13 protein-coding genes and 1 pseudogene are annotated in these 19,703 nt (G+C 69.2%); 7 read left to right on the plus strand and 7 right to left on the minus strand.

Annotated features, from left to right (window positions below; genetic code table 11):
- The first annotated feature begins 35 nt into the window (after positions 1-35).
- The 4 genes and pseudogenes from DFLDMN_RS18325 (at position 36) to DFLDMN_RS18340 (ending at position 9,614) form a co-directional block, all read left to right on the plus strand.
- On the plus strand, positions 36-404 hold the full coding sequence (locus DFLDMN_RS18325; RefSeq protein WP_423196284.1) for a response regulator: 369 nt from the start codon (positions 36-38) through the stop codon (positions 402-404).
- Positions 405-504: 100 nt separating this feature from the next.
- The gene (locus tag DFLDMN_RS18330; RefSeq protein WP_423196285.1) at positions 505-1,056 is read left to right on the plus strand and encodes a chemotaxis protein CheW; all 552 of its coding nucleotides are present in this window, start codon (positions 505-507) and stop codon (positions 1,054-1,056) included.
- A 138-nt stretch (positions 1,057-1,194) separates the two neighbouring features.
- The gene (locus tag DFLDMN_RS18335; protein WP_423196286.1) at positions 1,195-3,390 is read left to right on the plus strand and encodes a methyl-accepting chemotaxis protein; all 2,196 of its coding nucleotides are present in this window, start codon (positions 1,195-1,197) and stop codon (positions 3,388-3,390) included.
- 27 nt (positions 3,391-3,417) lie between these two features.
- A pseudogene (locus DFLDMN_RS18340) lies at positions 3,418-9,614 on the plus strand (Hpt domain-containing protein).
- 41 nt (positions 9,615-9,655) lie between these two features.
- On the opposite strand, the gene DFLDMN_RS18345 reads toward DFLDMN_RS18340, so the two are convergent.
- The 4 genes from DFLDMN_RS18345 to DFLDMN_RS18360 all read right to left on the minus strand — a co-directional run bounded on the left by DFLDMN_RS18345 (position 9,656) and on the right by DFLDMN_RS18360 (position 13,532).
- Positions 9,656-10,966, minus strand: coding sequence for an MFS transporter (locus DFLDMN_RS18345; RefSeq protein WP_423196287.1), 1,311 nt, complete (start codon positions 10,964-10,966; stop codon positions 9,656-9,658).
- A gap of 51 nt (positions 10,967-11,017) precedes the next feature.
- Positions 11,018-11,776: an SDR family oxidoreductase gene (locus DFLDMN_RS18350; RefSeq protein WP_423196288.1), complete on the minus strand. Its 759-nt coding sequence runs from the start codon at positions 11,774-11,776 to the stop codon at positions 11,018-11,020.
- Between the two features lie 84 nt (positions 11,777-11,860).
- Entirely contained in the window at positions 11,861-12,103 is a 243-nt protein-coding gene (locus DFLDMN_RS18355) for a hypothetical protein (RefSeq protein ID WP_423196289.1), read from the minus strand.
- Positions 12,096-13,532 (minus strand): aldehyde dehydrogenase family protein, encoded by a 1,437-nt coding sequence (locus DFLDMN_RS18360; RefSeq protein WP_423196290.1) that lies wholly within the window; start codon positions 13,530-13,532, stop codon positions 12,096-12,098. The genes DFLDMN_RS18355 and DFLDMN_RS18360 overlap by 8 nt, the downstream gene beginning before the upstream one ends.
- A 157-nt stretch (positions 13,533-13,689) precedes the next feature.
- Between DFLDMN_RS18360 and ppa the strand changes: the two genes are divergently transcribed.
- Positions 13,690-14,217, plus strand: a complete 528-nt coding sequence (gene ppa / locus DFLDMN_RS18365) for an inorganic diphosphatase (RefSeq protein WP_423196291.1) — start codon at positions 13,690-13,692, stop codon at positions 14,215-14,217.
- Positions 14,218-14,405: 188 nt separating this feature from the next.
- Here the strand turns inward: ppa and DFLDMN_RS18370 are convergent, their stop codons facing one another.
- Positions 14,406-15,578 carry a GNAT family N-acetyltransferase gene (locus tag DFLDMN_RS18370; RefSeq protein ID WP_423196292.1) on the minus strand — a complete coding sequence of 391 codons (1,173 nt, stop codon included), beginning with the start codon at positions 15,576-15,578 and terminating at the stop codon, positions 14,406-14,408.
- Positions 15,579-15,721: 143 nt separating this feature from the next.
- Between DFLDMN_RS18370 and DFLDMN_RS18375 the strand changes: the two genes are divergently transcribed.
- The gene (locus DFLDMN_RS18375) at positions 15,722-17,779 is read left to right on the plus strand and encodes an NAD(+) synthase (protein ID WP_423196293.1); all 2,058 of its coding nucleotides are present in this window, start codon (positions 15,722-15,724) and stop codon (positions 17,777-17,779) included.
- Positions 17,780-17,961: 182 nt separating this feature from the next.
- Positions 17,962-18,300: a P-II family nitrogen regulator gene (gene glnK / locus DFLDMN_RS18380; protein WP_423196294.1), complete on the plus strand. Its 339-nt coding sequence runs from the start codon at positions 17,962-17,964 to the stop codon at positions 18,298-18,300.
- Positions 18,301-18,360: 60 nt separating this feature from the next.
- Here glnK and DFLDMN_RS18385 read toward each other — a convergent pair whose 3' ends face one another.
- Together DFLDMN_RS18385 and DFLDMN_RS18390 are read right to left on the minus strand one after the other, a co-directional pair.
- Positions 18,361-19,008 carry a trimeric intracellular cation channel family protein gene (locus tag DFLDMN_RS18385; RefSeq protein ID WP_423196295.1) on the minus strand — a complete coding sequence of 216 codons (648 nt, stop codon included), beginning with the start codon at positions 19,006-19,008 and terminating at the stop codon, positions 18,361-18,363.
- Positions 19,008-19,682, minus strand: a complete 675-nt coding sequence (locus DFLDMN_RS18390; RefSeq protein WP_423196296.1) for a Smr/MutS family protein — start codon at positions 19,680-19,682, stop codon at positions 19,008-19,010. Before DFLDMN_RS18390 ends, DFLDMN_RS18385 begins: the two co-directional genes overlap by 1 nt.
- Between the last annotated feature and the right edge of the window lie 21 nt (positions 19,683-19,703).

The raw sequence follows: 19,703 nt of genomic DNA on the forward strand, positions 1-19,703 counted from the left end.
AGCGGGCCGTCACTGCATTCCTAGGATTGATACAAATGACCATCAGCAAAATTCTCATCGTCGACGATTCGCCCACCGAAGCCCTGTTCATGTCCGACCTGCTCGGCAAGAAGGGCTTCAAGGTTTCCGTGGCTGGCAACAGCGATCAGGCCATGGCCCGGCTCGAGGCGGAACCCTTCGACCTGATCCTGATGGACGTGGTCATGCCTGGCCAGAACGGCTACCAGACCACCCGCGCGATCAAGCGCGACGACCGTTTCAAGGACATCCCCGTGATCATGTGCACCAGCAAGGGCCTGGACACCGATCGGATCTGGGGCATGCGCCAGGGCGCCACGGACTACATCGTGAAGCCCGTCGACAGCGAGGAGCTGCTGTCGAAGATCGCCGCGCTGTCGCACTGAGCGGCGGCCAGCAGGGGCCGGGCTTGCCCCCGGCATTGCGTTGATTCGTCATCGGACGGCGGCACCCACGCCGCCGCCCATCCCTTACCGGTATCCGCCCATGAACGCGCCGCGCCAAGACCTACGTGCCCGCCAGACCCGGCTGCAGGACTATCAGGCCATGCTGGCCAGACGCCTGCGCGAGGCGCGCAGCCTGCCTGCGGTGGACAGCTACCTCGGCGTGCAGATCGGCCAGCGCCACTGGCTGCTGCCGCTGCCGGAGACCGGCGAGGTGCTCGAGATGCGCGCGCCCGCCGGCGTGCCGCTCACGCAGCCGTGGTATCGCGGTCTGATCAACGCGCGCGGCAACCTGCTCGGCGTGATCGACTTCAGCATGTTCTGCGGTGAGGCCCCCACGCCGTTGCAGGCCGGCAGCAAGATCGTGGTGCTGTCGCGCAACGTGGAGCGCGCCTGCGGCATCATCGCCACGCGCGTGGTCGGGTTGCGCCATGCGGGCGACCTGAGCCTGCCGCACGGCGAGGTACCGCCCGGCGAGGCGGTCTGGGAGGGCGCGAGCTACGCCGACCGCGACGGGCGCGACTGGCAGGTGCTCGACATCCGCCAGTTGCTGGAAGCGCCGGCCTTCCTGCAGGCGGGACGCGCAGCCAGCTGAGTTCGCTTCGGAACACCTTGACGTCGCGCGCAGGGCATTGCCCCGCCGCGCGGCGAACGGCGCGGGGAGCGCGCCGGCGCAGCACCAGGCAGTACCAGATTCGATAACAGGTCAGATAAATCGCACAAGAGGGTCGCTATGGGTATCAAGAAGATCAGCCTGGGACGCCGGACGGCCGCGGCCAGTGCCGCCGGCGAGGCCGCTGCGCCGGGCGCGCCGTTTGCGGGCCGCCAGGGCGCGGGCAAGAGCGGGCTGGGCCGCACGCCGGTCGAGCAGCTCTCGTCGTGGCTCACGCGCATGCCGTTCGCGTCCCGGCAGCGTACGCTCACGGTGGGCGTGGTGGTGTCGCTGCTGGCCCTGCTGGCGTCGGTCTATCTCGATAACCGCCAGGCCTCCAACGGCGCGGCGCAGATCGAAATCGCCGGTAACATGCTGATGCACTCGCAGCGCCTGGGCAAGGCGGTGCCGGTGGCGCTGCTCGGCAATGCCGAGGCCTTCAAGCAGCTCAGGCAGTCCAAGGAAGAACTTGCGGCGGACCTGCAGGCGCTGCAGCAGGGCAGCGACGAGCGCCACGTGCGGGCCACCTCCGGTGCCGCGCAACCGCTGCTGGAGCGCGCCATCGATACCTGGAAGCGTTCCGAGAAAAGCGCCGGCGACGTGCTGGCCCAGCAGCCGATCCTGACGCAGATCGGCCAGACGCTGCAGATCTTCAACGCCTCGAACCCCGAACTGCTCGAATCCGCGGAACAGGTGGCGGCCATCAAGCTGCAGGCCGGTTCCAACGCGCGTGAGGTGGCCGCGTCCGCGCAGCTGGTGATGCTGACGCAGCGCCTGGGCAAGAACCTCAACGAGTTCCTCTCCGGTGAAGGCGTCAACCCGGAAACGGCGTTCCTGCTGGGCAAGGACACCAACACCTTCCGCGAAACCCTGGACGGCCTGATGAACGGCTCGGAAGCGCTGCGCCTGTCCGCCGCGTCCGATGCCGAGACCCGCACGTACCTGCAGCAGCTGTCGCAGCGCTTCGAGGCCGTGCAGAAGACCACGCAGACGATTCTGCAGAACCTGCCGGGCCTGATCGCCGCCAAGCGCGCCCAGCAGCAGATCTTCAACGACAACGAAGGCCTGCGCGCCGAGCTCGGCACGCTTCAGACCGCGTACGCCGAATCGGCGCGGTACCGCCCGTGGACGCTCGGCGCGACCATCGTGTCGGCGCTCGCCACGCTGCTGTTCCTGGCCGGCCTGGCCGCGCTGTACCTGCGCGACTCGCGCGCGCGCGCGCTGGAAGCCGAGGCGCGCGAACGCGAGGCGGAAGCACGACGGATGGAGGAAAAGCGCAACAACGACGCCACCCAGAAGGCCATTCTGCAGCTGATGAACGAACTGCAGGACATCGCCGATGGTGACCTGACGCGTCAGGCCACCGTGACCGAGGACATTACCGGCGCGATTGCCGACTCGGTCAACTACACGGTGGAAGAACTGCGCGAACTGGTGGGCCGCGTGCAGCAGACCGCGGGGGAAGTGCAGCACGCGTCGAGCCAGGTGCAGGAAACCTCGGTGCAGCTCGCGGCGACCACCGAAGAACAGTCGCGCCAGATCCGCCAGACCGGCGAGTCGGTGGTGGAGATGGCGGACCGCATCACGCAGGTGTCGCGCGGCGCGGCCGAGTCGGCCAACGTGGCGCGCGCCTCGCTGTCCGCGGCCGAACAGGGCCAGCACGCCGTGCAGAACGCCATCGCCGGCATGAACGATATCCGCGAGCAGATCCAGGAGACTTCCAAGCGGATCAAGCGGCTGGGCGAGTCGTCGCAGGAGATCGGTGAAATCGTCGAGCTGATCTCGGACATTACCGAACAGACCAACGTGCTGGCACTGAACGCCGCCATCCAGGCCGCATCCGCGGGCGAGGCCGGACGCGGCTTCTCGGTGGTGGCGGAAGAAGTGCAGCGCCTCGCGGAACGCTCCGGCGAGGCAACCAAGCAGATCGGTGCGCTGATCCGTACGATTCAGACCGATACCCAGGACGCGGTGCACGCCATGGAGCGCAGCACGCAGGGGGTGGTCGAGGGCGCGCGCCTGTCCGATAACGCCGGCGCCGCCCTGGTCGAGATCGGCCGTGTGTCGCGCCAGCTTGCCGAGCTGATCGAACAGATCTCGCAGACCACGTCGCACGAGGCCGATCTGGCCACCAACGTGGCACGCCATATCGAAGGCATTCTCCACGTGACCGCGCAGACCACGGCCGGTACCCGCCACACCGCCACCTCGGTGCGCCAGCTGACGGCACTGACCGAAGAGCTCCGTAACTCCGTGTCGCGGTTCAAGATCGCCTGAGTCCGCACGGGCACAACCTGAGTCGTCATGTCCCTGAATTCCACCGTCCAGAGTGAGCCGGCCGACCTGGCCGGTTCGCTCCCCACCCACGCGTCGGACGACACCGACGGCGCGCCCGTGGTGGCGCAGCGCGATCTCTCGGTGCTGGCCTGGCTGGCCCCGAGCCTGCGTACGGCGCTCGACGACGCCGCCAACGAACTGGGCCACTACGTGGACGAAATCCAGCAGACGCCCGAGGCACTGGGCGCGCGCGACACCACGTCGCTGCGGCTGGCAGGCCAGCAGTTGCACCAGGCCGCCGGGGCCGTGCATATCGTCGGCCTGCGCGGGGTGGATGCGTACTGCCAGGGCCTGCGGCGCCTGCTGGAGGCGATCGATGCCGGTACCGTGCCGGCCGGCCCGGAAGCGCTGGCGGTGTTCCGCCATGGCGTGCAGGCGCTGGCCGAGTACGTCGACGACCTGATGGCCGGCGATCCCGAGGATCCGCTGCGCCTGTTCCGCCCGTATGCGGATGCGCTCGCCCTGATGAAGGAAGAGCGTATCCATCCGGCCGACCTGTGGCTGGAAGAACTGCAGATGCTGCCGGGCATGGTGCTGCCGACGCGCTCGACCACCGCGGTCACGCGCGCGCGCCAGCGCTTCGAGGCCGCGCTGCTGCGCGCGCTGCGGCTGCCCACGCCGTGCGTAGATGCCGCGCTGCTGCGCGAAGCCTATCTGCCGCTGCAGACCGCGCTCGACGACGTGCGCAATCACGAGCAGGACGCGCGCCGCTCCTCCGATCATCCCGAGCGCGGCATCTGGCATGTGCTCGCGCTGGTGTTCCGCGCGCTCGCGCATGGCCTGTTGCCGTCTGACCTGCTGGCCAAGCGCTTTGCCGCGCGCGCCCATCTGCTGCTGCGCCAGTATCTGCAAGGCCAGGTGCGCGTGCCGCAGGCGCTGCTCAACGACGCCGTGTTCCTGCTGGTCTCGACCGGGCTCACGCCCGATCCGGCGCCGGCCGCCACCTCGGCCCACCCCCCCCACACACCTGCCATGCAGGCCTCGCTCGAGGTGCTGCGCATCGATATCGCGCGCTGCCTGCAGGCGTTCCGCATCGACGCGGCCCACGCGGTGGCGCGTGCCGACTTCCGCCTGCGGTACTACGGCTGGCTCGATCCGATCGATTCGCGCAACCTGCAGCAGGCCGCGGCCGCGCTCGAGCGCGCCGCCGGGGCCGACCAGGCCGAGTGGGAACTGGCGCTCGCCTCGCTGGCGGAAGCCGCGCTGCCGCTGGCCCAGCCCGCGTTGCAGCAATTGCTGTCGGCCGCTGCCGCCTATCGTGCGGCGCGTGGCGATGGTAATGGTGACGCCCACGGTGACGCGCATGCGGCCGCGGGCCGCGCGCCCGGCACCGCGGGTATCGTGCTGTTCCTCGCGCGCGCGCTCGCCATGCCGTGGCGCGTGCATGGCAATTCCGGGCATCCGTCCGCGGCCGAGTTTGCCGCGCGCTGCGAGGCGCTCGCGGCCTGCCTGGCCGACCCCGCCGCCGCCGCGCCGGACTGGCTCGCCGAGATGGTCACGGTGGCGCACGCACAGGCGCTGCGTGCCGAGGCCGTGGCGCAACTGCGCGCGCAGCTGGACAGCGGCGAGTCGTGGCTCGACACCTATGACCGCAATGCCGCGCGAGCGGGCGCTCCGAACGTGCTCGGCGACGCGGTGAACGCATTTGGCGCCCTGCGCGGCACGCTGGAGCGGCTGCAGCTCGGCGCCGCCATGCCCGAGGGTATGGCGGCCGAAAGCGCCGCCGCCACCCAGGCGCTGGCCGCCGTGATGGCGCGCCTGGACGCGCTTGCGGCGCTGCCGGCCGGCACGGGCGCGGGTGCGCCGGGCATGGAAGACGGCGCGGCCAATGCATCGCAGGCCCGGCTCGAACTGCTGTCGGCCATCGCCGCGGATCTTGGCGCCGTGCATGCGTTTGTCGATGCGCTCGAATTCGGCCGCAACCGGCCCGATGCCGATCCGCTGGCGGACGCGCTGGCCGATCCGCTCGCGCCGCGCGCGCAGGGGGGGCGCATGAAGGCGCGCCCCAGAACGTGCTGGCCGCCGCGCGCGCGGCAGCAGTGAACGCCATTCGCGTGGCCGCCGAACCCGACTCGCCGGAGGTCCAGCGGCTGCGCGAGGCGGTGCAGGCGGTGGTCGATCAGGCCGCCATCGACGACGATGCCACGCTGCGCCGCCAGGCCACCGAGGCCACCACCCAGCTGCACGCGTGGCTGGCCGGCAGCGCCGCGGCCGCCGAGCGGCTGGTGGTGGCGCTGGCCGAAGCCATGCCCGCCAGCACCGCCGCCGCGGGTCCGGTGGGCGCCGGCACCCCGGCAGCGGCCGCGCCGATGCCGACCGATGCGGCGGCCATCGATGCGGAGCTGCTCGAAATCTTCCTGGCGGAGGCCGAGGAAGTGCTCGGCAATCTCGCGCGCGATCTGTCGGGCGGCGTGGAGCCGTTCCGCGATGCCGACGTGCTGAGCCGGGTCCGCCGTGCCTTCCACACGCTCAAGGGGTCGAGCCGCATGGTCGGCCTGAACCGATACGGCGAAGCCGCATGGGCGGTGGAGCAGGTGATGAACCTGTGGATCGCCGAGGCCCGCGAGCCCGAACCCGCGCTGCTGACGCTGCTGGGCCACGCGCATGCCTTGCTCGGCGACTGGGTCGTGGCGTTGCAACGCGATCCGGCCGCGCTGCGCGATATCGCCGCGCTGGTGGAGGAAGCGCAGGCCCTGCGCGAGCCGGCTGGCGCCAACGCCAGCACCAACGCCGGCGCTGCCGGCGCGGGCTCCGCCGCGGGCGAGCCGCCTTCGCTCGACGCGCTGCTCGCGGCGGAACTCGGCACGCTGGCGGCGCCACCGGTGCCGGCGCCGGGCGAACCCGCGCCCGCACCGGCGTCCGTGCCGGCCGCCGACGAACACAAGGTCCTGCCGTTCCGTCTGCCCGACGCGCTCTCGAACGAGGACGATCACTACAAGGTCATCGGGCCGATCCGTATCGGGCTCGCGCTCTACAACGTCTATCTGCAGGAAGCCGACGACCTGCTGCGCCAGTTTGCGACCGACCTGTCCGAATGGCGCCTGTCCGGCTACCCGTCGCCGAGCGACCTGTCGCTGCGCGTGGCGCACACCCTGCAGGGCAGTGCCTCCACGGTCGGCCTCGAACCCGTGCGCGAGATCGCCGAAGCGCTCGAACAGCTGTTGCTGCTGCTCGGCAATCATCCGGTGGTGATGCATCCGGGCGACTTCCGCCTGCTGGAGCAGGCCGTGGAGCGGCTGCGCGGCATGCTGCACCAGTTTGCCGCGGGCGTATGGCCGGATCCGGAACCGGGGCTGTGCCGCAGCCTGGCGGAGTTCGGCGAACGCGCACTGGTGCGCCCGCGCGTGCCGGTGCCGGCACCGCAGACACCGACCGAGCACGAGAGCTCGGTGGCGCGCCTGTTCGGCCAGTCGCCGGCAGCACCGCCGCAAGCGTCGGTGCTGCCGCTGGTGAGCGCCCCGTCGCTGACCGCTGCCGACAACGGCCTGCCGCCGGTGGCGCTGGACGGCGCCGACGGCATGGTCAGACGCGCACCCGTGACCGCGCTGCCGCCGGTGGCTGCGCCCAGCTTGACCTCCGTCACTCCGCTCACGCCCCTCACGCCCCTCACGCCGGTCACGCCCCTGCATGACGCCGTGGTGCTGACGCTGCCCACCGGCGGCCGTCACGACGCCGTGGTCGAAGTGCGCGTGCCCGACCCGCAGGACGATCCCGCGCTCGATGCCGCGTCGCTCGACCCCGCACTCGTCGAGATCTTCCTCGAAGAGGCGCACGGCAGCCTGCCTGAACTCGGCAAGCTGCTGCGCACATGGGAATCGGCCCCGGAGGAAACCCAGCACGGCGGCCTGATGCTGCGGGCCCTGCATACGCTCAAGGGCAGCGCGCGCATGGCCGGCGCGATGTCGCTGGGGCAGGCCGCGCACGAAATGGAAGCGCTGGTGGAAGCCACCGTGCGCGGGCAGCGCGTCGACCCCGAACTGTTCCGTCGCCTCTACGCGTGGTACGACCGCATCCTCGCGCACGTCGAGGCACTGCAGAATGGCCGCCTGCTGGCGGCCGACGATGCCGATGTGGTCAACGGCCTGATCGAGGCGCCGGCCGCGTCCACGGGCGCCGACACCGCCGCCGCGACGCCTGCCGACCGTGGCACCGGCACCCAGGCGCTGGCCCAGTCCAACGCCCTGACCGCCCCGGCCCAGCCCGGCGCGCTGGCCACGCCGGCTGCCCTGCCGCCGGCGCAGGCCGATGCCGAACGCCAGCGCGCGATGGTGCGCGTGCAGGCACGCGCGCTCGACACGCTCATCAACGACGCCGGCGAAGTGGGCGCCACGCGCGCGCGCCTCGACAGCGAACTCGAGGCGTTACGCTCGTACCTCGGCGAACTCAACGACAACGTCGCGCGTCTGCGCGGCCAGTTGCGCGAGATCGAGATCCAGGCGGAAACGCAGATGGCATCGCGCATCGCCGATGCGCAGCAGAACCAGCAGTTCGACCCGCTCGAATTCGACCGCTTCACGCGCTTTCAGGAACTCACGCGCATGATGGCCGAATCCGTCAACGACGTGGCGACGGTCGAGCAGAACCTGCAGCGCGGCTTCGATCGCGCCTCGGGCGACCTCGCTGCCCAGGCCCGGCTGACGCGCGGCTTGCAGCGCGGCCTGATGCAGGCGCGCATGGTGCAGTTCGACGCGCTGGCCGAACGCCTCTACCGCGTGGCGCGCCAGGCCGCCGGCGAGACCGGCAAGGAAGTCCGCCTGCTGATCAAGGGCGGTACCGTGGAAATCGACCGCTCGGTGCTGGACCGCATGGCCGGCCCGATCGAACACCTGATCCGCAATGCGGTGGTGCATGGCATCGAACCGGCCGACGTGCGCCTGGCCGCCGGCAAATCCGCCACCGGTGCGCTCACGCTCGAGGTGCAGCAGGAAGGCAACGAGGTGGTGCTGCATTTCTTCGACGACGGCGGCGGCCTCGACCTGCCGCGCATCCGTGCGCGCGCGATCGAACGCGAGCTGCTGACGCACGACGACGATGCCAGCGAGGCGCGCCTCACGGAAATGATCTTCGCGCCGGGCTTCTCCACCGCCGAGGCGGTGTCGGAACTGGCCGGCCGCGGTGTCGGCATGGACGTGGTGCGCGCGGAAACGGTCGCGCTCGGCGGTCGTATCAACCTGTCGACGGAAGCCGGCCGCGGCACCCGCTTCACGGTGCATCTGCCGCTGACCACCGCGATCACGCAGGTGCTGCTGATCTCGGTCGGCAACCGCCTGTACGCGGTGCCGAACGGCATGATCGACCAGGTGCACCAGCTGCGCTCGCAGCCGCTGCTGGAGGCGTACAACGCGGGCCGCTATGGCGCGGCCGGTGGCGACGTGCCGTTCTACTACTTCGGCACGCTGCTGGAGGAAAGCGCGGCGATTGCCTCGGGCCGCAAGTATTCGCCGGTGGTGGTGGTGCGCTCGGGCGCCGAGCGCGTGGCCGTGCACGTCGACGACGTGATCGGCAACCGCGAAGTGGTGGTCAAGCATATCGGTCCGCACCTGGCGCGCCTGGAAGGCATTGCCGGCGCGACCACGCTCGGCGACGGCGAGATCGTGCTGATCTACAACCCGGTGGTGCTGGCACAGCGCTATGTGCGCGAGCGCGGCGCGCAGGTGCCGGCGATGCCGCTGCCCGCGCCCGAGGCGCTCGGCGCGGTGGCGGAGATGGGGCAGGGCGGCGGCGAGGCCGCGCCGGTGCCGGGCCTGGCCACGCGCCCCACCGTGATGGTGGTGGACGATTCGCTGACCGTGCGCAAGGCCAGCCAGCGGCTGCTGTCGCGCGCGGGCTACCAGGTGGTGCTGGCGCGCGACGGCGTGGATGCGCTGCGTCAGTTGCAGGAAGTCATGCCGGACGCGATGCTGGTGGATATCGAGATGCCCAACATGGACGGCTTCGACCTCACGCGCAATATCCGCGCCGATAGCCGCACCGCCCATATGCCGGTCATCATGATCACGTCGCGCACCGCGGAAAAACACCGCAACTACGCCATGGAAATCGGCGTCAACGTGTATCTCGGCAAGCCGTTCAACGAGGACCAGCTGCTGCAGACGCTGCACCAGTGGATCGGCGAGCGTGCGGCCGGCACGGCCGGCTCCGTGGCGCAGATGCTCGGCGAGTAGTCATGCGCGCCGGCGCTCCCGCCCGGGAGCCCGGCCCGTCCTTACCCGGCGCGCTGGTTCACCATGCGCGCCGGCACCGATAGCGCCAGCGCCGCCCCCACCACCATGCACGCCGCCAGCAGGTACATGCCCGAGTCGGTGCTGTGCGTGAGGTCCTTGAGCCAGCCCACCGCATAGGGGCTGATAAATCCCGCCAGATTCCCCAGCGAGTTGATCAGCGCAATGCCGGCGGCCGCGCCGGTGCCGGCCAGGAACGCCGTCGGCAGGCTCCAGAACAGCGGCAGCGTGGTCAGGATGCCGAGGGTCGCGAGCGTCAACGCCACCATCGCGAGCGCGGTGTTGCCATGCCATTGCACCGACAGCACCAGCCCGAGCGCCCCGAGCAGCGCCGGAATCGCAATATGCCAGCGGCGCTCGCCGCGGCGGTCCGCGCTATAGGCAAACAGCACCATGCCGATCACCGCGCAGCCATACGGCACCGCGGTCAGCAGCCCGATATGGAAGGCGCTGGTCACGCCGGTCTGCTTGATGATGGTCGGCAGCCAGAAGCTCACGCCATAGAGACCCATCACGAAACTGAAGTAGATCGCGCTCATCAGCCAGACGCGCGGGCTGGCCAGCACCTGGCGCACGGGTGCGTCTTCCTTGTGCGCGTCCTCCGAGGCGATATTGCGCTCCAGCAGCGCCTTCTCCTCGGCGGTGAGCCACTTCGCGTGCGCGATGCGGTCGTCGAGATAGGCCAGCACCCACAGGCCCACCAGTACCGACGGGATGCCCTCGAGCAGGAACATCCACTGCCAGCCGGCCCAGCCGTTGTGGCCATCGAAGGCCTGCATGACCCAGCCCGACAGCGGCCCGCCGATCACGCCCGAGAGCGCGATCGCGGTCATGAAGAACGTGGTGGTGCGGCCGCGCCGGGCGGCCGGATACCAGTAGGTCAGGTAGAGGATGATGCCGGGGAAGAAGCCCGCTTCCGCCACGCCCAGCAGGAAGCGCAGGAAGTAGAACATGCCCGGCGTGGTGACGAACATCATCGCCGCCGAGATCAGGCCCCATGTGATCATGATGCGCGCGATCCAGATGCGGGCGCCCACCTTGTGCAGGATCACGTTGCTCGGTACCTCGAACAGGAAGTAGCCGATAAAGAAGATGCCGGCGCCCAGGCCGTAGATGGTCTCGCTGAACTGGAGGTCGTTGAGCATCTGCAGCTTGGCAAAGCCGACGTTCACGCGGTCCAGGTAGGCCACCACGTAGCAGAGCAGCAGGAAGGGCACGAGGCGCCAGCTCACCTTGCGATAGGTGGCGTCCTCGAAGCCGGCGCTGAGGCCGGGGGTCACTGTGGTTGCGGTCATGGTGTCTCCTCGTTATGTGGGTACCGCCAACAGACAGCTCGCTTGCCGGGATTACACGCAGCGCCCTCCATCGACCTCGATGCAGGTGCCGGTAATAAAGGCGGCTTCGTCGGAAGCCAGGTACAGACAGGCATTGGCCACGTCCGCGGGCGTCGACATGCGCCCCATCGGAATGGTGGCCAGGAACTTGGCGCGGTTCGCGGGCGTATCGGGCAGGCCCATGAACTGCTCCAGCAGCGCGGTGGCGCCGATCACCGGGTTGACGCAGTTCACGCGGATATTGTCGGGGCCGAGCTCGGCCGCCATCGCCTTGCTGGCGACGATGACCGCGCCCTTGCTGCCGTTGTACCAGACCAGTCCCGGGCGCGGCCGCACGCCCGCGGTGGAGGCGATATTGACGAACACGCCGCCGCCGCGCTGGCGGAAATGCGGAATGAAGTGGTGCGCGGCCCAGTAGATGCTCTTGACGTTGACGGCGTAGACGCGGTCGAACTCGTCCTCGGTGATCTCAAGGATCGGCTTGTTGCGATGGGTGGTGCCGGCGTTGTTGACGACGATATGCACGTCGCCGAAGGCGTCCAGGGTGGCATCGCGCATGGCCGCCACATCGTCGCCGCGCGCCACGTCGGCATGCACCGCGCGCGCCTGGCCGCCGGCGTCGCGAATGGCGGCCGCCACGCGCTCGGCCGCCGCCAGGTTGAGGTCCGCCACCATCACGCGCGCGCCCTCGCGCGCAAACGTCTGCGCGATGCCCTCGCCGAAGCCCGAGCCGCCGCCCGTGACCACGGCCACCTTGTTGGCCAGTCTCATCGTCTGTCTCCTCGTGGGGCCCCGCCGCGGTCTGCGCCGCGTGCGGAGCGGTTGGACGTCAGTGTGCGCAGTCAGTGCGCCACGTCAGTGCGAGAACGGACCGCGTCCGCGCAGCGCGTTGGCGATCATCATGATGGCAAGCAGGAACGGCAGGGCGACATAGAGGCACCAGTGGATACGGTCGCCGACCGATTCGCCCCACTTGCGCTTGAACACCTGCAGGCGCGGCATGCCGGACGGATTGGTGGCGCGCTTGTTTCGCACGTGCCACGCCATCCAGAAAAAGAAGATGGCAAAGGCGACCGACAGGAAATTGATGTTACCCATGTTGAATGGCGATGGTTTTGAGAGTGGTGAATCCGTACAGGGCCTCGAAGCCCTTTTCGCGCCCGTGGCCCGACTGGCCGGTGCCGCCGAAGGGCAGCTCCACGCCGCCGCCGGCCCCGTAGTTATTGATAAAGACCTGGCCCGCGCGCAGCTTGCGCGCCAGGCGCAGCTGGCGCGCGCCGTCGCGGGTCCAGACCCCGGCCACCAGGCCATAGGGCGTGCCGTTGGCCAGCGCGAGCGCTTCTTCCTCGCTGTCGAACGGCATGGCCGCGAGCAGCGGGCCGAACACCTCCTCCTGTGCCAGGCGATGGGTCGGCGGCACGTCGCGGAACAGCATCGGCACCTGGTAGTAGCCGCTCTCGGGCGCCTCGCCCACGATATGTCCCTGCGCCACCACGCCGATGCCGGCATGCTGCGCATCGGAGACGAAATCCCAGACGCGCTGCTGCTGCTTGCGGCTGATCAGCGGCCCGCATTCGAGGTCCAGTTCCGACGGACCCACGCGCAGCGACTCGAACACGCCGGCCAGCTGGTCGAGCAGGGCCTCGTATACGGGGCGCGCCACCAGCAGGCGGCTGCCCGCCGAGCAGGTCTGGCCGGCATTCTGCACGATGCCGTTGACGACAACCGGCAGCAGCGCATCGAGGTCCGCATCGGCGAATACGATCTGCGGCGACTTGCCGCCCAGCTCCAGCGTGACCGGCACATGGTTCTCGGCGGCGAGCTGCGCCACGAGCTTGCCGGTCTCCGGCGAGCCGGTGAACGAGATATGGTCGATGCCGGGATGGCGCGCCAGCGCCGCGCCCGCCTCGTGGCCATAGCCGGTCACGATATTGAGCGCGCCCTCGGGCAGGCCGGCCTCGGCGGCGAGTTCGGCCACGCGCAGCAGCGACAGGCAGGCATCCTCGGCGGGCTTGACCACGCAGGCATTGCCGGCGGCCAGCGCCGCGCCCACGCTGCGCCCGAAGATCTGCAGCGGATAGTTCCACGGGATGATGTGGCCCGTCACGCCATGCGGCTCGCGCACGGTCAGCACCGTATAGCCGGGCTGGTACGGAATGGTCTGGCCGTGCAGCTTGTCCGCGGCGCCGGCGTAGAACTCGAAGTAGCGGGCCACCGCGCGCGCATCGGCGCGCGCCTGGCGCAGCGGCTTGCCGGTATCGCGCGCCTCCAGCGCGGCGAGTTCGTCCTCGTGCGCGATCAACGCGAGCGCCACGCGATTGAGCAGGCGCGCGCGCTCGGCCGGTGCCAGCGCGCCCCAGTCGCCCTCGCAGGCGCGGCGCGCGGCGTGGACCGCGACGCTGATATCGGTGCCGTTGCCGCGGGCGATCTCGGCAAAGGGCTCGCCGCTGGAAGGATCGAACACCTTGATGCGAAGGCCGGAATCGGGAGCGATCAGGCGATTGGCGACGAAATGCTGGGCGTGCATGAATGTCTCCCGCTCATAAATTGAGCGAATGCTTAATCGGAATGCCGCATTATCGCGCAGGTGCCGCCCGGTGCAACCGCGGGGCGGAGGCGTCCGGCCCCGGTCCGGGGCGCTATAATGCCGGCCATCTCACAACACAGGCATCTGGAGAACCCGCATGAGCTTCAACCTCGTCTCCCCGGGCAAGGACATCCCGAACGATTTCAACGTCATCATCGAGATCTCCGCCCAGAGCGATCCCGTGAAGTACGAGGCCGACAAGGAAACCGGCCTGCTGTTCGTGGACCGCTTTATCGGCACCGGCATGCGCTATCCGGCCAACTACGGCTTTATCCCGCAGACGCTGTCGGGCGACGGCGACCCGGTGGACGTGCTGGTGCTGACGCCGTTCCCGATCCTGGCCGGCGCGGTGGTGCGCTGCCGCGCGCTCGGCATGCTCAAGATGACCGACGAATCGGGCGTGGATGCCAAGCTGGTGGCCGTACCGGTCGACAAGCTGTCGCCGGCCACCGCGTTCATGAAGGGCCTGTCGGACGTGCCGCAGAACACGCTCGACCAGATCAAGCACTTCTTTGAGCACTACAAGGCACTGGAAGCCGGCAAGTGGGTCAAGGTGGACGGCTGGGCCGGCATCGAGGAAGCCCACAAGGAAATCACCGACGGCGTGGCCAACTACAAGAAGTAAGCGCCTTGCATCGGCGTCCATGCGGGGCACCCCTCATGGCGCCCCTCATGGCCCCCCCTCATGGCCCCCCCTCATGGCCCCCTCGCGTGCCATGACGTGCCAGCGGCGGTGCGTGCCGCTCCCGTTGCCAGTGCCCTGGCCGGAGCGGCGCGCACCGCCGCTTTTTCATGCCGGCGCGGGCGGCGGCCTCAACTGCCCGCCCGCGCAAACGGGTTGCGCTCGCCGAGCTCGTCCAGGTACGCGTCGATGCCCTGGCGCTCGCGCACCAGGAAGCGCTCCACCGCATCGGCAAAGGCCGCATGGGCCAGCCAGTGCGCCGAGCGCGTGGCCACCGGCAGGAAGCCGCGCGCCATCTTGTGCTCGCCCTGCGCACCGCCCTCGAAGGTGCGGATGCCCTCCGCAATGCAGAACTCCAGCGGCTGGTAGTAGGCGGTCTCGAAGTGCAGGCACGGATGATGTTCGAGCGCGCCCCAGTAGCGCCCGTACAGCGTACTGACCGCCGGATCGGCGTCATAGACCAGCAGCGAGGTGGCAATCGGCCGCCCCGCGCGCTCGGCCACCACCAGCAGCAGGTGCTCGGGCATGGCCGCGCCGATGCGGCGGAAGAAATCGAGGTTCAGGTACGGCGTGGAATGATGCTCGCGGTAGGTCTGCCGGTAGCAGCGGTTGAACAGCTGCCACGCCGCATCGTCGATCTCGCGCCCGCGCAGCTGGCGGAACGTGATGCCGGCCTCGGCCACGCGCCGCCGCTCGGCGCGGATGTTCTTGCGTTTCTTCTGCGACAGCGTGGCAAGGAACGCCTCGAAGTGCGCATACCCCGGATTGGTCCAGTGGAACTGGACGCCGTGGCGCATCATCATGCCGGCGCGCTGCATCAGCGTGGCTTCGTCCGCCGACGGAAACAGGATATGCAGCGACGACATGCCCGATTCCTCGGCCAGCGCGAGCGCGATGCGCAGCAGCAGTTCGCGCGCCTCGGCACTCTCGGCCAGCAGCCGCGCGCCGCGCACGGGCGTGAACGGCACCGCGCAGAGCCACTTCGGGTAGTACTCCAGCCCATGCTGGTGATACGCGTCGGCCCACGCCCAGTCGAAGACATATTCGCCGTACGAGTGCGCCTTGGCGTAGAGCGGCATGGCCGCCGCCAGGCGCTCCGTGCCGTCGGCCGCGGGCCTCCACAGCGTCAGGTAGCGGGGCGACCAGCCGCTCTCCGCGCTGGCGCTGCCGCTTGCGTGCAGCGCGTGGAGAAAGGCGTGGCGCAGGAACGGAGTGGGTTCGGGCTGGGCCGCGAGCAGGGCGTCCCAGGCGTCGGGCGCGATGCCGGCCAGATCCTCGACGATTTCGGTGCGGTAGTCGGACATCTTTTCACGGGGTGCCGCGACGGCGGCGCCGGACGAGTCTACCGGAAACGGCCTGCCGGCGCAGGGCACCGCGCCCGCGACGTAGAATGCACGGATGCACGTCCCCAGCCGGACCCCGCACACCCATGCAGACAAAGGCAGACATGACGCATCCGTTTTTCAACCTGTATTCCCATGGCTTCGCGCGTGTGGCGGTCGGCGTGCCCGAATGCCGCGTGGCCGACCCCGCCTTCAACGCCGAACAGACCATTGCGCTTGCCCGTGAGGCCGCCGCCAGCGGCGCCGCGCTGATCGCGTTTCCCGAACTGGGCCTCTCCGCCTATACCTGCGACGACCTGTTCCACCAGCGCGCGCTGCTGCGCGAATGCGAACTCGCGCTCCAGCGCATCGTCGAGGCCTCGGCCACCTTCAGCACGGCGCTGGTGGTGGGCATGCCGCTGGTGGTCGAGCACCAGCTGTTCAACTGTGCGGTGGTGGTGTCCGGTGGCGTGATCCGCGGCGTGGTGCCCAAAAGCTACCTGCCCAACTATTGGGAGTTCTACGAGGCGCGCCAGTTCAGCGCCGCCGATAACGCGCCGGTGTCCCGCATCTCGCTGCTCGGCGCCACGGTGCCGTTCGGCGCCGGCCTGCTGTTCGAGGTCGAGAACATCCCGTTCTTCCGTTTCCATGTGGAAATCTGCGAGGACGTCTGGGTGCCGGTGCCGCCGTCGTCGTTCGCGGCGCTGGCCGGGGCCACCGTGCTGGTCAACCTGTCGGCCTCGAATATCGTGGTGGGCAAGTCCGGCTATCGCCATCAGCTGGTCTCGCAGCAGTCGGCGCGCTGCCTCGCGGCCTATCTCTACAGCTCGGCCGGCAAGGGCGAATCGACCACCGATCTCGCCTGGGACGGCCAGGCGCTGATCTACGAAAACGGCGAACTGCTCGGCGAATCGGCGCGCTTTGCCGATACCTCGCACCTGCTGCTCGCCGATGTCGACGTGGAACGGTTGTCGCGCGAACGCATGCACCAGGTCACGTTCGGCCATTCGGTGCGGCGCCATCGCGGCGAGGTGGAGCGCTTCGAGGTGGTGTCGTTCCGCGTCGAGGTGCCGACCGTCGAGGCGCTGCCGCTGGTGCGCAAGGTCGCGCGCTTCCCGTACGTGCCGGCCGACCCGCGCCAGCGCGACGAGCGCTGCATGGAGGTCTACAACATCCAGGTACAGGCGCTGGTGCAGCGCATGTCGTCGAGCAAGCTGTCGAAGCTCGTGATCGGCGTGTCGGGCGGGCTCGATTCCACGCATGCGCTGCTGGTCTGCGCCAAGGCGATGGACCGGCTCGGGCTGCCGCGCGCCAATATCCTCGCGTACACCATGCCCGGCTTTGCCACCAGCGACCGCACGCTGCAGCAGGCGCGCCAGCTGATGACGCTGGTAGGCTGCACCGCCAGCGAGATCGATATCCGCCCGAGCTGCCTGGCCATGCTCAAGGATCTCGACCATCCGTACGCGCGCGGCGAGGCAGTCTACGACGTGACCTTCGAGAACGTGCAGGCCGGCGAGCGCACCAACCACCTGTTCCGCCTGGCCAACTATCACGGTGGCATCGTGATCGGCACGGGCGATCTCAGCGAACTCGCGCTGGGCTGGTGCACTTACGGGGTGGGGGACCATATGTCGCACTACAGCGTCAACGCCAGCGTGCCCAAGACCCTGATCAGCCATCTGGTGCGCTGGGTCGCCGAGACCGGTCAGGTGGTCGATGCCGGCAAGGACGTGTTGCTGGCGGTGCTCGATACCGATATCAGCCCCGAACTGGTGCCGGGCGGCGCGGGCGCGCAGGACAAGGCGCCCGAGCAGAAGACCGAGAACATCATCGGTCCGTACGAGCTGCAGGACTTCCACCTCTACTACACGCTGCGCTTCGGCTTTGCGCCGTCCAAGGTCGCCTTCCTGGCGCTCACGGCGTGGGGCGACCGCGCGCGCGGCAGCTGGCCCAACGGGCCGGAAGTCGCGCGTAACGAGTACCAGCTCGGGGAAATCAAGCGCATCCTCGGTATTTTTGTCGACCGCTTCTTCCGCACGAGCCAGTTCAAGCGTTCCTGTATCCCCAATGCGCCCAAGGTCGGCTCGGGCGGATCGCTGTCGCCGCGCGGCGACTGGCGCGCCCCGAGCGATGCCGAGGCGGCGGTCTGGGTGCGCGACCTGACGCGCATTCCCGACTGAGCGCAGCCTGCTCGGGGTGCTGCCCGGGGGCCGCTTTGGTGCCGCTCTGGTGTCGTTTCCGGGGCCGCGCAAGTGGGCCACCGCACGCACCGCGGCGCGGTCCCGCGCGCCGTCTTTGATCGGGGAGATGGGATTCGCGCTAAAATCTGTCATCTTTGACGACAAACACGCAGGGGCCAGCCATGAAGCAGATTACCGCGATCATCAAACCGTTCAAGCTCGACGAGGTACGGGAGGCGATGGCCGATGTGGGTGTGACCGGTCTGACGGTGACCGAAGTCAAGGGCTTCGGCCGCCAGAAGGGCCATACCGAGCTCTACCGCGGCGCCGAATACGTGGTGGACTTCCTGCCCAAGATCAAGATCGAGGTGGTAGTCGCCGAGAACCAGCTGGAAACCGTGCTCGACGCGATCGTCAAGGCCGCGCACACGGGCAAGATCGGCGACGGCAAGATCTTCGTGACCGAGATCGAGCGCGTGATCCGGATCCGTACGGGCGAGCAGGACGAAGCCGCGATCTGAGCGACCGCGACGCTACCGCGGTCACACCGCCAGGCCGGCCTCGTGCCGGCTTTGTCGTTTTCAGCTCGGCAGTTTCCAGCCGAACTGCACCGAGACCAGCCGCATGGCCATGGTGACCAGCGCACCGGTGAGCAGCGCCGCCTCCTGGTCCGCGCGCATCCACGTCAGTCCCACATACACCCAGCAGCCGACGAAGGAACAGGTCGCGTACGGCGAACGGTCGCGCAGGATCATCGGGACCTCGTTGCACAGCACGTCGCGCACCACGCCGCCGAACACCGCCGAGATAATGCCCATCATGACCGCCACCGTCGGCGTCATCTGCGCCACCAGCGCGAGCGACGTGCCGGTGACCGAGAACAGCCCGAGCCCGATCGCGTCGGCCACCAGCATGGCGCGATCCGAGGCCACCGTGCTGACCACGCGGAACACGATGGCCGCGCCGATCGACATCACGAAGATCAGCATCACGTAGTACTCGTGCTCGACCCAGTAGAACGGCCGGCGGTCGAGCAGCACGTCGCGCACGGTCCCGCCGCCGAAGGCGGTGGCAAACGCGACGATGAAGGTGCCGACCGCGTCGAGCCGCTGCTTGCGCGCGTCCACCACGCCCGACACGGCAAACGCGAGCACGCCGATCACCTCCATCACATGGAGGATCAGGGGCAGCCGCCCCATCAGCAGGTCGAACGGCAGATGCAGGTGCATCAGGTGCGCGGTTGCCGCAGCAGCACCATCACCGCACCCGCACCGCCCTGGGTCTCGCGGGCCTGCACGAAGGCGATCACCTCGTCTTTCTGCACGAGCCAGCTGCGCACCTTGCCCTTGAGCACCGGTAGCTTGTCGGGCGAACCATTGCCTTTGCCATGGATCACACGCACGCAGCGCACGCCGTTGCGCACCGACTTGCGCAGGAACTCGGCCAGCGCCTCGCGCGCTTCTTCACGGCGCAGGCCATGCAGGTCGATCTTGTCCTGCGGCACCCACTCGCCGCGGCGCAGCTTGCGGATGACGTCGAGCCCGATGCCGGGACGACGGAACGACATCTCCTCGGTATCGAGCAGGTTCTCGACGTCGAACTCGTCCGACAGCGACGCGGCCAGCACCGCCTTGTCGTTGCGCTCGGTCTGGGTCGCCACCGGGGCGGGGTGCTGGGGAGGGTGGGAGACGCGATTGCGGTCGCGCAACTGGTTGACGCCGCCGACGCTGTTGCGGAAGACATCGGCTTCCTCGCGCGCGCGTTGTGCGGCGGCCTCGGCGGCCAGCCGCTCGGCCTCGCGCTGGGCGGCGTCGGCCTTCAGGGTGTCACGCAGGCCGGCCAGGTCGTCGAGACCGAAGCGCCGGGCCGGCGACCGGTTGGGTTTGGGGGCGCCTTGCGACATGGAGCATCTCCGGGAAGCATG

Source organism: Cupriavidus sp. H19C3 (assembly GCF_049393815.1).
In the GTDB taxonomy this organism is placed as follows: domain Bacteria; phylum Pseudomonadota; class Gammaproteobacteria; order Burkholderiales; family Burkholderiaceae; genus Cupriavidus.